The sequence below is a fragment of the Pseudomonas sp. P42 genome (assembly GCF_017973755.1).
Classification (GTDB): domain Bacteria; phylum Pseudomonadota; class Gammaproteobacteria; order Pseudomonadales; family Pseudomonadaceae; genus Aquipseudomonas; species Aquipseudomonas iridis.
On the sequence record NZ_JACOPU010000002.1, the window covers coordinates 150,614 to 165,718 of the forward strand.

The following is a 15,105-nucleotide window of genomic DNA, read 5'->3' on the forward strand; positions in this document are numbered from 1 at the left end:
ACCATGTCGAATTTAGTGACCAATGCTGGACACGCCCATGGCGAACATGGGCACGATGACCATCACCACGATTCGGGCGAGATGACCGTATACGGTTTCTGGCTCTACCTGATGACCGACTGCATCTTGTTTGCGTCGATCTTCGCGGTATACGCGGTACTGGTAAACAACGTTGCCGGTGGCCCGTCGGGCCACGACATCTTCGAACTGCCATACGTGCTGGGCGAAACCGCTCTGCTGTTGTTCAGTTCGATCACCTACGGCTTCGCCATGCTGGCGTTGTACAAAGGCAAGAAGCAGCAGGTTTTGGGCTGGTTGTTCATGACCTTCCTGCTCGGTGCTGGCTTCATCGCCATGGAGATCAACGAGTTCCACCTGCTGATCTCCGAGGGCTTCGGTCCTAGCCGTTCGGGCTTCCTGTCCGCGTTCTTCACCCTGGTCGGTACCCACGGTCTGCACGTATCCGCAGGTCTGATCTGGATGGGCATCATGATGTACCAGGTCAACAAGCACGGCCTGACGGCGACCAACAAGACCCGTCTGAGCTGCCTGAGCCTGTTCTGGCACTTCCTGGACGTGGTGTGGATCTGCGTATTCACCGTTGTTTACCTGATGGGGACTCTGTAATGGCTAACGCACACTCCCATGACAGCCATGATGCTGGCCACGGCAGCGCCAAGTCGTACGCCATTGGCTTCATTCTCTCGGTAATCCTGACTGTCATTCCGTTCGGCCTGGTGATGTACCCGACCTTGCCGAAGATGACGACACTGGCAATTGTCATGCTGTTCGCAGTGATCCAGGTGATTGTTCACCTGTATTACTTCCTGCACCTGGACCGTTCCATTGCTCAGCGTAACAACGTGATTGCGTTCGTCTTCACGGCCATCGTGATCGTGCTGCTGGTTGGCCTGTCGCTGTGGATCATGTTCAGCATCCACACGTACATGATGGCGAAGTGAGGTAGACCCGATGTCGCTCAAGCACTTTATCCAAATCACCAAACCGGGGATCATTTTCGGTAACGTGCTTTCTGTGGCAGGCGGGTTCTTCCTGGCCTCGAAAGGGCATGTCGATCTGGCGGTGTTTCTGGCAGCCATGATCGGCACCTCCCTGGTTGTAGCCTCCGGTTGCGTGTTCAACAACTGCATCGACCGCGACATCGACCTGAAGATGGAACGCACCAAGAACCGGGTGCTGGTCCAGGGCTTGATCTCCCTGAAACTGGCCCTGATCTACGCGACCATCCTTGGTGTTCTCGGCGTTGCATTGTTGTACAAGGTGGCCAATCCGTTGGCCGCCCTGTTCGCGGTAATCGGCTTCGTGATCTACGTCGGCTTCTACAGCCTGTACCTCAAGCGCAAGTCGGTTCACGGCACGCTGGTGGGCAGTCTGTCGGGCGCCATGCCGCCAGTGATCGGTTACGTCGCTGTAACCAATAGCTTCGACATGGCCGCGCTGGTTCTGCTGGTGATGTTCAGCCTGTGGCAGATGCCGCATTCCTACGCCATCGCGATCTTCCGCTTCAACGATTACCTGGCCGCATCGATTCCGGTGCTGCCAGTGAAGCGCGGGATTAAAGTGGCCAAGAAGCACATCCTGCTCTACATCCTGGCGTTCCTCGTGGCGACCTTGATGCTGACCTTCAGCGGCTACGCCGGCATGAGCTACCTGGCCGTCGCCGCCGCGATGGGCATGTACTGGCTGTACATGGCCTGGACCGGCTACAAGGCAGTGGATGACACTGTCTGGGCACGCAAGCTGTTCGTGTTCTCGATCTTCACCATCACTGCGTTGAGCGTCATGATGTCCCTGGACTTCAAGGTGCCGAGCGAGTTGTTGCTGACGTACGCGCCGTAAGGTTTGGATGCTTCGAGAAAAACCCCGCCATCGAGAGATGTGCGGGGTTTTTTGTTGGCTGAATTTCGGTGATTGAGGCGCCATCAATCGCGAGCAGGGGCCACCTCGACGCGATACCCTTGCAGGAGCTGCGGCACGCTGCGATCTTTTGATCCTGGTCTTTAAAACTACAATCAAAACCAAAAGATCGCAGCGTGCCGCAGCTCCTACAGGGTTGAGTTGCGGTATCGGAGTAAACCCCCTAGATTCGGATCCAACCATGACAGTGATAGCGCCATACCATTTCCCGGGGGGCTCAACTGTACTTCATGCACCGATAACGAGGCTGGGCGAAATGACTGAGAGGATGACCTGCGACGAACGCTTCATTGCCCTGGCACAAGAGCTGAACTACGACATCCACGGTGAGAACACCGCCGGCGGCAACTACGCGCCGCTGATCCGTCATCACGATGAGCTGTACATCAGCGGCATGGTGCCACGTACCCACGGCAAGATTCAGTACCCCGGTCGGGTTGGCCTGGAGTTGACGCTCAAGGACGCACAGGCCGCCGCGAGCATCAGCGCGATGCGGTGTCTGGCGCTGATCGTCGATGCGGTCGGTTCGCTGGACAAGATCCGGGCGCTGTTGCGGGTCACGGTGTACGTGAAGTCCACGCCTGACTTTGTTGACCTGAGTGAAGTGGCCAACGGTGCGTCGGATGTGTTCAGCCATGTGCTCGGCGATGCTGGCCGGCACACGCGCACCACGGTGGGCGTCTATCAGTTGCCGAAGAATGCGGCGATTGAAGTCGACATGATTGCGGCATTGCACTCGGGCGCATAATCCTCGCGCCGGAAAACAAAAAGCCCCGCCTGATCACGCAGTGCGGGGCTTTTTCGTCAGCGTGGCCGGGTTACTGCGCGGCGATGCTGTAGCCATCAAATGCGGTCCGCTGCTGCAGGGCCGTGATGATGTTCTTGCGGTTGACGGCCTGTTCGGTGCCGGCATTATCGACGAAGGTTTCGCTATCTATTTCGGCTTCCTCACCTTCACCGACGAAGGTGAAACCAAGGAACTCCAGCGCTTCACGGTCCACATTCAGACGCGAGCGTGGCGTGCGCAATGGCAGGGTCACGCTGCTGCCATCCTTGCTGATGGTGAAGATTTCGACTTCTTTCTTCGCACGTGCCGCTTTGCTCTTGCCGCCACTCGGGTTGCTGATCGCCTGATGGGTCTGGTTCAGCACTTTGAGCGCCAGGCCGTAAACGATTTCCTGGAAAGCCGGATCGTCCTTGAAGCTGGAGAGGATGCGGCCGATCGAGAACTTGCTGCTCAGGTCTTCGAGGGCGGCGATGTCGGCAGCCTCGGCATCCTTGAGGCTCTTGAGTTCGCCCATCAGTTCGTAGGCCTTGTCGTCATCGAAGCGGTCGTGCGCCTCTCGGATCGCCGTGCGCAGTTCACGGATCTGGTCGCTCTCGCGGCTCGACTGGAACGCGTCCAGCACCATCTCGCTGATGATTTTGGCTTGTGGCAGGTGTTGTGAAAGATTGATGGAGTTTTCGTATTCCGCTTTGGACGATTCGGTGACTACGGATTCAGCGGTGTTGAAATCGGACATTGAAATTTCACTACTTTTTAACTTGAGTGGAGATGAGCAAGCACGGGGCTTTTTCAGGTCGACTAATTTAGGGGAGCGGGGCGACGTTGTCACGGAGCAACGGGCTGGCGGTCGAGTTTTTTCCGTAGCTCACCGCTGAATCAGGATCTGCCCCAGGCTGTCATCGCAAACTCGACGAAACGTCTGAGCTTGGGCAGTCGATACCGATCCGGGGCGTATAACAGGTGCAATGGACGGCTGGGCGGCTGGTAGTCGGGGATGACCGTCACCAGTCTGCCATCGCGCAGGTCCTGTTCCACCAGTGCATCGGGCAGCATCACGATGCCCATGCCGGTGCGTGCGGCCTGATGCAAACCGGCGGAGCTGTTGATCAGCATCGGGCCACTGACGTCGACCATGATTTCCCCGTCCGGGCCGCTGAGGCGCCAGCGCTTTTCCACCGATTGCCAGTCATCGCCGGTGGGGTAGGCGAAGGACAGGCAGTCATGCTGTTGCAGGTCTTGCGGCGTCAGCGGCATGCCGCGCCGTGCCACATAGTCCGGCGACGCGCAGACCGTCAGGGTGTAATCGATCAATGGCCGCGCGATCAGGTTGGACTGCTCGAAGTTGCCCAGCCGAAAAGCGACGTCGAGCCCGTTTTCGAGCAGGTCCGGACGGCTGTTGGTCAGCACCACATCGAGTTTGACCTTTGGCCATTGCAGGGAAAACTCACTGAGCGCCGGGGCCATGCGTTCAACGCCGAAGGTCAGCGGTGCGGTGATGCGCAAGATGCCGCGAGGTTCGTCCAGAGCCTGTTCGGCGAGGCGTTCGGAATCGGCCAGCAGGCCCAGCACTTCGAGGCAGCGCTGGTAGTAGACGCTGCCGAACTCGGTCAGTCGTTGGCGGCGGGTGGTGCGCTGCAGCAGTTGCACACCAAGCCGTTGCTCCAGCGCTCGCAGATGATTGCCTACCATCGTCGTCGACATATCGCACTGCAACGCGGCCGCCGTCATGCTCCCCGCTTCGACGACTTTGACGTAGACGTTCATCGACTGAAACAAATCCATTATCAAGCCCAGCTTATAAATGATTGAAGTTTTGCCGAGTTTATCCAGTTCTGGTGGCTAACCATACTGCAAACACACCGACCTTCACTGGAGTTTGAAGTCATGACCGCCGCCCTGATGAACACCTACCAACCACTGGCCCTGAGCTTCACCAAGGGCCTGGGCACTCGACTGTGGGATCAGGCTGGCCGCGAGTATCTGGATGCGGTCGCCGGGGTCGCCGTGACCAACGTCGGCCACTCGCACCCGCGGATCGTATCGGCCATCAGCGAGCAGGCCGGACTGCTGCTACACACTTCAAATCTGTACAGCATCGACTGGCAGCAGCAATTGGCAAAGCGGTTGACCGAACTGTCGGGGATGGAGCGCGCGTTCTTCAACAATTCCGGGGCCGAGGCCAATGAAACTGCACTAAAACTGGCGCGGCTCTACGGCTGGCGCAAAGGGATCGAGCAACCGCTGGTGGTGGTGATGGCCAACGCGTTTCATGGCCGCACGCTCGGCACGCTGTCTGCCAGCGACGGGCCGGCGGTGCGTTCGAGCTTCAGTGAACTGCCGGGTGATTTCGTCAAAGTCCCGTTCGGTGATCTCGCCGCAATCGGGCAGATTCAGCGCAAGCACGGCGAGCGGATCGTGGCGATACTGGTCGAACCGATTCAGGGCGAAAGCGGCGTGCAACTCGCGCCGCCCGGTTACCTGAAGGCCCTGCGCGACATCTGTAACCGGCATGCCTGGTTGCTGATGCTTGACGAGATCCAGACCGGCATCGGCCGCACTGGCCAGTGGTTTGCGTTCCAGCACGAAGGGATCGTCCCGGACGTCATGACATTGGCCAAAGGACTCGGCAACGGCGTGCCAATCGGCTCGTGTCTGGCGCGGGGCTGGGCGGCGGATCTGTTTACACCGGGCAGTCATGGCAGCACGTTTGGCGGTAACCCATTGGCCTGTCGGGTTGGCTGCACCGTGCTGGACATCATCGAAGAGCAAGGCCTGCTGGAGAACGCCCAAGTACAGGGTGAGCGCCTGTTGACGCGGTTACGCGCAGAATTAGCGGACAACCCCAATGTGCTGGCGATTCGAGGGCAGGGATTGATGATCGGCATCGAACTGAAACAGCCGATTCGGGATCTGACACTGATCGCGGCGCGGGATCATGGGCTGCTGATCAACGTCACGCGTGGCAAGACGATACGGCTGCTGCCACCGCTGACGATTGATGAGCGGGAGGTGGGGATGATTGTTAGAGGTGTCGCGCGGGCTGTGACTTCGATTTGATAGCTACGCGATAACCCTGTGGGAGCGAGCTTGCTCGCGATAGCGCATTGTCAGGCGACATTCATTTTGAATGATCGATCGCAATCGCGAGCAGGCTCGCTCCTACATGGGAAAGGTGCATAGCTCTACTTCGGATAATCCGCCAAATCCGGCGCCAGCATTCGCGTTTGGGGCGCGCCGTTCGAGTTGTGCTGAATGATCTCTCGCGGCTGTCCCTGTTCATTGAAAAACACCTGACCGATCCCCGCCGAATTCCATAACCGTTCGCCGGCTTCAGCATGTTCTGGCGTGTACGGCACGATGCGCATGCGGCGGCGTTTGGTCAGCCAGTTGAGTGGCGAGCGTGGTGAATAAAGCCAACGGTTGAGGCGATCAAACCACTCCAGCAACGTAGGCGGGAACTCGTTCTTGATGCCGCTGCTGGTGATCTGCCAGATTCGCGGGCCGGCCTTGCGGTGTCGGATAAGTACTTCGTAGACGAAGGAATAATGCACATCGCCGGACAGCACCACGTAGTTTCCGGGCGTGCGCGAGTGTCGGAAAATGTTCAGGATCACCTGCGCGGCGCCCCGGTGGGCCATCCAGTTTTCGGCATCGACCAGCAGTGGAAAACCGCACCAGCTAAAGATTTTTTGCACGGTTTCAATCAGCTTCACACCGAAGATCGGCGCGGGTGAAACGATGATCGCCGACGGGTGATCGAGCAACTCCTGCTGCAGTTCGCTCAACGCTTCCCAGTCGAGCAGTCCTGAGGGTTGCTTGAGCACCATTTCGCTGCGCCAGCGTCGGGTCCGGGTGTCGATGACCACCAGCGCCGGGCTGGTGGGCAGCACGAAATGCCAGTGCTGAAAGCGCAGCAGTTCATCGATCAGATCGTCCTGCACCGGGCTGTCGAGGTAATGGTCATCGCCGCTGGCAATCAGACGTCGAGTCTTCACCAGCACATCCTTAAACGCGTCCGGGTTATTGCCCCAGCCCTGGCACAACATGTAGGCGATCAACGCATTGCCGATGATGCGTTTGGAGAACGGATGGCCGTAGGCCGTTTCCTCCCATTGCGCAGAAAGATTCCAGTCATCGGTGATGTCGTGGTCGTCGAAAATCATCAGGCTCGGCAGATGCGCCAGCGCCCGGGCAACGTTGCCCAGGCCAGCCTTGAAGGCGTCGATACGAGTTTGTTCGAGGGTATAGCGCTTGAGGCGCTCGGGCGTCAGCGTTGGTGTCGTCGGATTGATCAATGTCCAAGCCACCGGCGACCACACCAGCAAATACATCGCCATGACTTCGGCAAACGTCACCAGATGATTGTCGGCGCTGCTGCTGGTGAAAATCGGCTTACGCGCACCGCCGAAAAATCGCTCGCGCAATGTCTCGTTGCTCTCAAGTGCCGGTAATAAATCCGCACGATGGTAGTAGCTTGCCGGATGGTTATAGAGCTTGGCGCTGTCGCTGACCACGGCGCCTTCGAGGTGTTCGTCGAACAGGCCGAGGCGTCCGATCAAGGCATGAATCGCTCGTAGCGTCGGCCCGGCGACGTCATCGGCGTAGACCTGATCGCCACTCATCATCAGCAGCGCCGGGCGCTGTTGCGGGTCGGTTTCGGTGGCCAGCAGATGGTCGACGCAGAGCAAACCATCCACCGCCGGATGGTGCGGCTTGCGGCAAGAACCGTGGAGCAACTGGTCGATCCGCGAACGCACCACGAAGTTTGGGCACCTGGCGTCGCCATACAACAGATGCGGCGCCCAATCGGCGATGCACGCGTCGCCATCAATCAACACGTCGTAATCGACAAACTCGTCGAGGGGCAGGGCGTTTTCGAGGCTGACATCAATGAGATGAACGAATGCGCGAGTGCCTACGGGAATGACCGTGCATTTCTCGGCATCCAGAGGAATGTCTCCTACACCTTGCACGCGCAAAGTCAGCGACAGTTGGCGCGTGCCAACCAGCCACAGCACCAGTCGCTTGGGCTCAAGCCGTCGCAACAACGGGCCGGCCAAAACCGGTGGCAGCGGGATCAGTTCATCAAGTGTTGGAGACATCCGGGGACAAGACTCAAGGCGCACGGCCGGCGATGATAGCGCAGCCGGCGCCTTGAACGCTTAAGTGAGGCTTAAGAGTCGGCTTTTTGCAGTTTCAGATCCAGCAGACGCCATTCGGCAGGCGTCGCGTCAACTCTTGGCTGCTCTTGCACGGAGCAATCGAACCGGTAGGTGACATCGTCGCCGGTCATGTTGCGAGCGATGACGGTGTTGCTGAAGGTGTAAACCTGATCCTTGAAACGGTGGCTGACGAGGCTTTTGCTGTCAGCAAAACGAGCCGACGCGGGGAAGCGCAACGTGCCGGTCACGAACGGGCTGCACATGACATACGCGAGCATCGACTTGTCGGCTTGTGCGTCACTGCGAAACTTTTTGCTCAACGCCGCGAGGGCTTTGCGCCCCTGGTCGTCACTCTGGTTCAGCACGATCTGTACCGCCATCGACTTCGGCGCTCGGCTGGCGTAGTTCGGCAGCAAGGCAGAGTCGGCGGGCGAAGGTTTGTCATCCGGTTCGATGGCGGCAAACACCGGCGCATCCTTCAGCGCAGCGGCGGGCGTGACTGACTCGGCCTCAGGCAATAAAGAGGTCGGTTCGGCGACCTGCGTGTTTTCAGCCTTCGCCGCCTCGTAGTCATTCGACGAAGGGAACAGCGACAGGGTGATCGACAACACCACCATGGCCACAATAAAACCGCCGGCCGCGCCAACAATGTTGCCGTAGAAAATATTCCAGCTGCCACGGTTCTTGACCACCCAGCGCCACATGAAACCCCAGGCCGCGAAAAACGCCAGAAAACGCAAAAACTCCATTTGATCCTTTCCTTAAACCTGCAAAAACGCTCAAGGCAGCACGCTTCGAGCACGCTGCAATAATGGGCAGCAAGATAACAAAATAGAAGCGTCGCGCTTCTTGCTCATCGAGCTGATCAGTTACCGGTCAGTTCGAAGCGCAGGTCCAGCAACTTCCAGTCGTCAAAACCTTCGTTCATGGTTGGCAAAGCCTGCAGGGTGCATTCGTAACGATAGGTCAGATAGTTTCGCGCAGCGTCCTGGATCTTCATCAGACTTGTGCTGGTATAGATCTGGTCTTTGTAACGCTGAGTCGAGAGAGCCTTGTCGTCGGCAAACAGGGCGAGTTCCGGCTGACGCAGAACGCTGCGTAAAAACGGCTCGCACATCTGGAACGCGATCAGTCTTTTGTTGGCGTCCGGCCCGCCAATGAGCCCTTTTCGTAACTGCGCATGAGCCAGAGTCTGTTGCGCAGTCATCCCTTGAACCGTCGCCAGTTCAGAACGGGTTGTCGGTATTTCATTGAGATAGTTTTCCACCAGGCCAGACTTGAGCGGTTCTGGCGTAGCAGCAGGCGCAGCAGCGACATACTCGGGCAATGCTTCCCGGGACGATGTGTTGGCAGAACCCGCAGGGCCTGATTTTCCTTGCATGGTCAACTCCAGCAGGCGCCATTGGTCATCCTTGATCCCGTTGCCGGAGACGAACTGCACGGCGCAGTCATAGCCGAGACTGACCATCGTGCCTTCCATGTTTTCGCCACTGATCCTGCTCATGACGAGGTAGGTCTGGGATTTGTAGCGGTCGAATCGAAAGTCCTCAGTCTCGTCGAAGGAGGCGGAATCCGGAATGCGCAGCGTGGATTTTGCCGCTGACCGACAGATCAGGCCCGCCAGGCTTCCGTTGACCCCGTTGGCCATATCTGCGCTGGCTCGCCATTGCTCGTATTGGCTTCTCCACTGTGGATCGAGACTGGCGGAAAGCAGCGGTGTAGAGAGCCGTGGATAGCGCGGGCTGTCGGTGGGCAGCAAGGGCGATGTCGGAGCGGATGTACGGCTGACCGGAGTACGTGGGACAAAGGATCTGAGCTGGCTTTCGTTCGCGATTTGCGGCTGAGTGTCGCTGGATGTCGCGGGGGTAGATTTTTCGGGCAGAAGTCCGTCGATGATAATGAACACCACGGCTGCCACGATAAACCCGGCAATCAGGCCGGCGAGGTGGCCAAAGAATACCGGCCAGTTTCCACGATTCTTGACGACCCAGACCCACATCCCTGCCCAGACCAGCAAAAACATCACGATCAACGATGTTTCCATCCCATCCATTTCCTTTCTTTAATTCGTTTCAGCTCACTAAGCAGATCCGCTTTTGCGGGCGGCAAGATAGCAAAACAATTACGCCTCAGTTCACGTGTTGGGAAAATAATTCACGGCAAGAAACAGCAGGGTCGCCATGCCGGCGGCAAACCCACACACCGCGCCCAGCAACTGACGTGCAATCGGATGTTCGGGTTGACGGCGATTGGCAATCCACAACCATACCCCCGCCAGAACGCCCGCGCTTGTGGTGAGCACCACCAAGCTGCGATCCAGGTTTGGTGTCGCCATCGACGTTCCAATGACTGCGTCGTAAATCAGCGTGAACACAATGCCGGTTACCACGCTACTTCCAGCGCCAGCAAGGTTGCCAAGTAGCAAGTTCCACTCACCCCGTTGCTTCACCACCCACAACCAGGTTCCGGCCATCACTAGCAAGCACAACAAAGCATCCATTGATTTATTCCCGAGTGCGCGATAACGGAGGCGGTTGTCAGGCCTCCAGCGAGAGTGGACGGCAAGATATCAAAATAGTAGCTTCGCGCCACTTCCTTCGAACACGTAACGGACTACACATGCCGATTGTTTCTGCTACCCCGCGCCTGCTCGGCGCGTTCCTTCTCGCCATCGTCATGACCCCGGCGCTTGCCGACCGGGATGAAACCCCAGAGGTTGCCTGGAAGGAATACCTCTCAGATTGTGAGCGTTTTCAGCAAGTAGTGAACAACGTTCAAAACGGGACCATGACTGCCAGGGCGGCGATGGTCCGCATCGATAGCTTGAAGCGAACTGTTTTCGTCCATCGGGAGCACCTCGCCCAGGCAAGCCTTGCCTCTCCCGATTATGCCCGTTGCGAAAACATCATTGCCCAGGCGACCGAGATCTGGAACAAGGAACATGACGTCCAGGACAAAGAGATTCAACAGCAATACTTCAAGGCTCAGGCCGAGCACGAGAAGTCCCCGGAATACGAGCGCGCCCTCGCTCTGGGCTTTAGCGACGTCGGCGGAATCGGCAAGCTCAAAGAACTGGCCGAGGAATCGGAAACGGATGGCGAAGCGTATCTGAAGACCTTGATGATTACAGTCGACTGGGGTTGCGGCCGACATTTCCGTGCCGTGAGATACGTCAAACCCTATGTGATCTACACCGCCCACCCTGATGAGGGCAGCTGCGCCGTCTATAAAGAGGTCGCGGCGCTCGGCGGAGAGAGTGTGGAGAGGGGCGAGACCATCGATCAGGACGCGATTTTTCAATACGTGGGATGGAAGACGCTGGAAGGGCCAGGTGGGTTTCCCGTCGACATTCGAGTCGTAAAAGTGCGGAAGTAATCAGCAGGGCTGTTTCTTCAGATGCGCATCTGATTACAGAATGTCTTTCAAATAACCCTTGAGCGCGAGGAGCGGCTGATCGAGCTGCTCCAGCGATTGCGCCTGGTTGAAATCGGCTGACAACTTGTGCAGCTCACGCCCCAACGGTTTCTCGACACCGCCCAAGGCGTCCATTGCCAGACCAAGACACTCGTTCATCTTCAACTGAATAGTCTCGACATCACCCCGCCGCACCAGCAACTCGAAAATATCCTTCTGGTAATCACCCATGACCATGTCGTCCCGCAGAATCGGGCTCAGGCCTTCTTCCTCGTAAGCGAGCTTGAGGGAGAAGAGGGCGACTGTTTCCAGTGACGTTTCCATGGGGTGCCTTTTGCGATGTCCTTCGTAACAAGATGAGGGTTCTGGGGGCAGCCAACGCTGCACCGGGGACGGGCGCGATTATACGTATCCGCCTGCATTCGGGGGAGTGATCAACAACGATACCGCCCACTTCAGTACAGCCAGGACTCGAGAGTGGTGACGCTGCATTCAAAGCAGTTCTGATAAATTCTCCATCGCTAAAATCGCTGACAGGGAGTCATGTATGGCAAAACCATTCGCACAAATAACCGAACCCAAAACGCGGCAGTTGCCACCATCAGCACCGCAACGATGAAAAAGTTACTGATCGGGGCGGCGCTCGTGATGGGGGCTATTCTCTACATCGGCTACTACCAAGCCCTTGAAGACGGTGACATTGAAACCATTCTGTTTATCAAAAAGCATCCGACGTGGCAGATGAGGTTTCACAACATCCACGCCAACGACGGGGAGATCAGGCAAGTGGAACGGCTTACGGCCGAGGAGCGAAAAATGATCATCGATTACTGTCGGTATCGACTGGGGCTCGATACGGCGCTGAGAACACAGGATGATGTTGAGAGATGCAGAATTAAATAGCCCCGTTCGATAAGGGCTACGGGTACAGGCCCGGTCGAATGGGAATCGGAGTTGTGCCACCCACGAACTCGACGTTAGATGTTGAACGCAAGCGGAGTTACGACCATTGAATACGACGACAAGCTGATTGAGGATGCCGCTCGCCCTGTTGGCAGCCTTAAGTTCAAATGACGGCAATGCCTGGAAAGGCTTCGACTTCGTGATCATGAACCGATTGCATGAGCAGGGTTTCATCAGTAATCCGGTGAACAAGAACAAGTCGATCTGGTTGACAGATGAAGGCATGCAGCGAGGTCGGAAGATAGCTGAGCGGTTGTTTGGGCCGAGTGGTAAATCCATGCCTGCGCCCAACCTTGAGACGTGATCTCATGCTGCGGCCAGGCTGCTTGTATCTGAAAATCCTTTAGCCGAAGGCTACCGGTTTTCTACAGACGAAAAAAAAGGCCTTGCCTAAGCAAGACCTTTCTTAATTTTGGTGCCCCGAGGGAGACTCGAACTCCCACTCCTTTCGAAAACGGATTTTGAATCCGCCGCGTCTACCAATTCCGCCATCAGGGCTCAATGGCGGCGAAGTATAGAGATGAGATTACCGTTGGTCAATCACGTTTCATGGTCAATTTTCGATATTTCCGCTAGACTTTCGGCCCCTGCTAGACGAACCCCATCATGCGCGTTGCTGACTTTACCTTCGAACTCCCTGATTCGCTGATCGCCCGCCACCCTTTGGCCGAGCGTCGCGGTAGTCGCCTGTTGACCCTTGATGGGGTCAGCGGTGCTCTGGCACACCGTCAATTCACTGATTTGCTTGAGCATTTGCGCTCGGGCGATTTGATGGTGTTCAACAATACCCGGGTGATTCCGGCGCGGCTGTTTGGGCAGAAAGCGTCCGGTGGCAAGCTGGAAATCCTCATCGAACGGGTACTCGATACGCATCGCGTGCTGGCGCATGTGCGTTCCAGCAAGTCGCCGAAGCCGGGTTCGAAGATTCTCATCGACGGCGGTGGCGAAGCCGAGATGCTCGCGCGTCATGACGCGTTGTTCGAATTGGGCTTTGACGAAGAAGTGCTGCCGCTGCTTGATCGCGTCGGGCACATGCCGTTGCCTCCTTATATAGACCGCCCGGATGAAGGCTCGGATCGCGAGCGTTATCAGACGGTGTACGCCGAGCGCCTGGGCGCGGTGGCGGCGCCGACGGCGGGGCTGCATTTCGATCAGGCCTTGATGGAGGCGATTGCCGCCAAAGGCGTCGAGACCACATTCGTCACGTTGCACGTTGGCGCCGGTACATTCCAGCCAGTGCGCGTCGAAAAGCTTGAAGATCACCACATGCACACCGAGTGGCTGGAAGTCGGCCAGGACGTGGTCGATGCAGTCGCCGCGTGTCGTGCGCGCGGTGGTCGAGTGATTGCCGTGGGCACCACCAGCGTGCGTTCGCTGGAGAGTGCGGCGCGCGATGGCGTGCTCAAGCCGTTCAGTGGCGACACCGATATCTTTATCTTCCCGGGCCGACCGTTCCATGTGGTCGATGCTCTGGTGACCAATTTCCATTTGCCTGAATCCACGCTGTTGATGCTGGTTTCGGCCTTCGCCGGTTACCCCGAAACCATGGCCGCCTATAAGGCTGCCGTCGATAACGGTTACCGCTTTTTCAGCTACGGTGATGCGATGTTCATCACCCGAAATCCCGCGCCGACTGCCCCTAGTGAATCGGACCCAGAGGAAACAGTATGAGTCGCACCTGTCGTATGTCGTTCGAGCTGCTTGCCACCGATGGCAAGGCCCGTCGTGGTCGTCTGACCTTCCCGCGTGGCACCGTCGAGACTCCGGCCTTCATGCCGGTCGGTACTTACGGCACGGTCAAGGGCATGTTGCCGCGTGACATCGTCGCCACCGGCGCGGAAATGATCCTGGGCAACACCTTTCACCTGTGGCTGCGTCCTGGCACCCAAGTGATCAAGGAGCACGGCGACCTGCACGATTTCATGCAGTGGAAGGGCCCGATCCTGACCGACTCCGGCGGCTTCCAGGTGTTCAGCCTCGGCGCCATGCGCAAGATCAAGGAAGAGGGCGTGACCTTTGCCTCTCCGGTCGACGGCGCCAAAGTGTTCATGGGCCCGGAAGAGTCGATGCAGGTTCAGCGCGATCTCGGTTCCGATGTCGTGATGATTTTCGACGAATGCACGCCGTACCCGGCTGACGAAGACGTCGCCCGTGTGTCGATGGAGCTGTCGTTGCGCTGGGCTCAGCGTTCGAAGAACGCTCACGGCGAGAATACCGCTGCACTGTTCGGCATCGTCCAGGGCGGCATGCACCAGGATCTGCGCAAGCGCTCGCTCGAAGGCCTCGACAAGATCGGCTTTGATGGCCTGGCCATTGGCGGTCTGTCGGTGGGCGAACCGAAGCACGAGATGATCAAGGTGCTCGATTATCTGCCGGGCATGATGCCGGCTGACAAACCTCGTTACCTTATGGGCGTTGGCAAACCGGAAGATCTGGTTGAGGGTGTGCGCCGCGGTGTGGACATGTTCGATTGCGTGATGCCAACCCGTAATGCCCGCAATGGGCATCTGTTCATTGATACAGGCGTGCTGAAGATCCGTAACGCGTTCCATCGCCATGATGAATCGCCGCTCGATCCGACCTGCGATTGCTATACCTGCCAGAACTTCTCCCGCGCTTATCTGCATCACCTGGACAAGTGCGGCGAAATGCTGGGAAGCATGCTCAATACCATCCATAACTTGCGCCATTATCAGGTGCTGATGGCTGGTTTGCGCGAGGCTATTCAACAGGGTACATTGGCCGCCTTTGTCGATGCCTTCTACGCCAAACGCGGGCTCCCCGTTCCGCCTTTGGACTGAGTTTTCTGACCCCAAGATTCAACATTTGCAACTGGAGTGC

At 57.7% G+C, this 15,105-nt stretch carries 17 protein-coding genes and 1 tRNA gene; 10 read left to right on the plus strand and 8 right to left on the minus strand.

Annotated elements, in window-relative coordinates; translation table 11 throughout:
- Positions 1-3: 3 nt before the first annotated feature.
- From cyoC to H8B20_RS05635, 4 genes are all read left to right on the plus strand, one after another.
- Positions 4-627 (plus strand): cytochrome o ubiquinol oxidase subunit III, encoded by a 624-nt coding sequence (gene cyoC, locus H8B20_RS05620; protein WP_042560958.1) that lies wholly within the window; start codon positions 4-6, stop codon positions 625-627.
- Positions 627-962, plus strand: a complete 336-nt coding sequence (gene cyoD / locus H8B20_RS05625) for a cytochrome o ubiquinol oxidase subunit IV (protein WP_042560957.1) — start codon at positions 627-629, stop codon at positions 960-962. Before cyoC ends, cyoD begins: the two co-directional genes overlap by 1 nt.
- 10 nt (positions 963-972) lie before the next feature.
- Positions 973-1,860, plus strand: a complete 888-nt coding sequence (gene cyoE / locus H8B20_RS05630) for a heme o synthase (RefSeq protein ID WP_042560956.1) — start codon at positions 973-975, stop codon at positions 1,858-1,860.
- A 334-nt stretch (positions 1,861-2,194) separates the two neighbouring features.
- The gene (locus H8B20_RS05635; RefSeq protein ID WP_042560955.1) at positions 2,195-2,686 is read left to right on the plus strand and encodes a RidA family protein; all 492 of its coding nucleotides are present in this window, start codon (positions 2,195-2,197) and stop codon (positions 2,684-2,686) included.
- A 70-nt stretch (positions 2,687-2,756) separates the two neighbouring features.
- On the opposite strand, the gene H8B20_RS05640 is transcribed toward H8B20_RS05635, so the two are convergent.
- On the minus strand, positions 2,757-3,461 hold the full coding sequence (locus H8B20_RS05640) for a hypothetical protein (RefSeq protein ID WP_210622590.1): 705 nt from the start codon (positions 3,459-3,461) through the stop codon (positions 2,757-2,759).
- Positions 3,462-3,601: 140 nt separating this feature from the next.
- The gene (locus tag H8B20_RS05645; protein ID WP_115147738.1) at positions 3,602-4,507 is read right to left on the minus strand and encodes a LysR family transcriptional regulator; all 906 of its coding nucleotides are present in this window, start codon (positions 4,505-4,507) and stop codon (positions 3,602-3,604) included.
- Between the two features lie 102 nt (positions 4,508-4,609).
- On the opposite strand from H8B20_RS05645, the gene H8B20_RS05650 reads away from it, so the two are divergent.
- Positions 4,610-5,782, plus strand: coding sequence for an aspartate aminotransferase family protein (locus H8B20_RS05650; RefSeq protein ID WP_210622591.1), 1,173 nt, complete (start codon positions 4,610-4,612; stop codon positions 5,780-5,782).
- Between the two features lie 125 nt (positions 5,783-5,907).
- Here H8B20_RS05650 and H8B20_RS05655 read toward each other — a convergent pair whose 3' ends face one another.
- From H8B20_RS05655 to H8B20_RS05670, 4 genes are all read right to left on the minus strand, one after another.
- The gene (locus tag H8B20_RS05655) at positions 5,908-7,827 is read right to left on the minus strand and encodes an alkaline phosphatase D family protein (RefSeq protein WP_210622592.1); all 1,920 of its coding nucleotides are present in this window, start codon (positions 7,825-7,827) and stop codon (positions 5,908-5,910) included.
- Between the two features lie 71 nt (positions 7,828-7,898).
- The gene (locus H8B20_RS05660) at positions 7,899-8,636 is read right to left on the minus strand and encodes a hypothetical protein (RefSeq protein WP_210622593.1); all 738 of its coding nucleotides are present in this window, start codon (positions 8,634-8,636) and stop codon (positions 7,899-7,901) included.
- Between the two features lie 116 nt (positions 8,637-8,752).
- Positions 8,753-9,931 (minus strand): hypothetical protein, encoded by a 1,179-nt coding sequence (locus H8B20_RS05665; protein ID WP_210622594.1) that lies wholly within the window; start codon positions 9,929-9,931, stop codon positions 8,753-8,755.
- 90 nt (positions 9,932-10,021) lie between these two features.
- Positions 10,022-10,387, minus strand: coding sequence for a hypothetical protein (locus H8B20_RS05670; RefSeq protein WP_042560948.1), 366 nt, complete (start codon positions 10,385-10,387; stop codon positions 10,022-10,024).
- A gap of 119 nt (positions 10,388-10,506) precedes the next feature.
- Between H8B20_RS05670 and H8B20_RS05675 the strand changes: the two genes are divergently transcribed.
- Positions 10,507-11,262, plus strand: a complete 756-nt coding sequence (locus tag H8B20_RS05675) for a hypothetical protein (RefSeq protein ID WP_210622595.1) — start codon at positions 10,507-10,509, stop codon at positions 11,260-11,262.
- A 33-nt stretch (positions 11,263-11,295) separates the two neighbouring features.
- Here H8B20_RS05675 and H8B20_RS05680 read toward each other — a convergent pair whose 3' ends face one another.
- A complete protein-coding gene (locus H8B20_RS05680; protein WP_210622596.1) occupies positions 11,296-11,625 on the minus strand; it encodes a hypothetical protein in 330 nt (109 codons plus the stop codon).
- Between the two features lie 291 nt (positions 11,626-11,916).
- Here H8B20_RS05680 and H8B20_RS05685 point away from each other — a divergent pair, with 291 nt between their 5' ends.
- Together H8B20_RS05685 and H8B20_RS05690 are read left to right on the plus strand one after the other, a co-directional pair.
- The gene (locus tag H8B20_RS05685) at positions 11,917-12,204 is read left to right on the plus strand and encodes a hypothetical protein (RefSeq protein WP_210622955.1); all 288 of its coding nucleotides are present in this window, start codon (positions 11,917-11,919) and stop codon (positions 12,202-12,204) included.
- 133 nt (positions 12,205-12,337) lie between these two features.
- Positions 12,338-12,568, plus strand: coding sequence for a DUF6429 family protein (locus tag H8B20_RS05690; protein ID WP_210622597.1), 231 nt, complete (start codon positions 12,338-12,340; stop codon positions 12,566-12,568).
- Between the two features lie 109 nt (positions 12,569-12,677).
- Here H8B20_RS05690 and H8B20_RS05695 read toward each other — a convergent pair.
- A tRNA-Leu gene (locus tag H8B20_RS05695) sits at positions 12,678-12,762 on the minus strand.
- Positions 12,763-12,870: 108 nt separating this feature from the next.
- On the opposite strand from H8B20_RS05695, the gene queA reads away from it, so the two are divergent.
- Both queA and tgt read left to right on the plus strand, forming a co-directional pair.
- Complete coding sequence (gene queA, locus H8B20_RS05700; protein ID WP_042560939.1) at positions 12,871-13,935, plus strand: tRNA preQ1(34) S-adenosylmethionine ribosyltransferase-isomerase QueA; 1,065 nt, start codon at positions 12,871-12,873, stop codon at positions 13,933-13,935.
- Between the two features lie 14 nt (positions 13,936-13,949).
- Positions 13,950-15,065, plus strand: coding sequence for a tRNA guanosine(34) transglycosylase Tgt (gene tgt, locus H8B20_RS05705; RefSeq protein ID WP_164979451.1), 1,116 nt, complete (start codon positions 13,950-13,952; stop codon positions 15,063-15,065).
- The last annotated feature ends 40 nt before the right edge of the window (positions 15,066-15,105 follow it).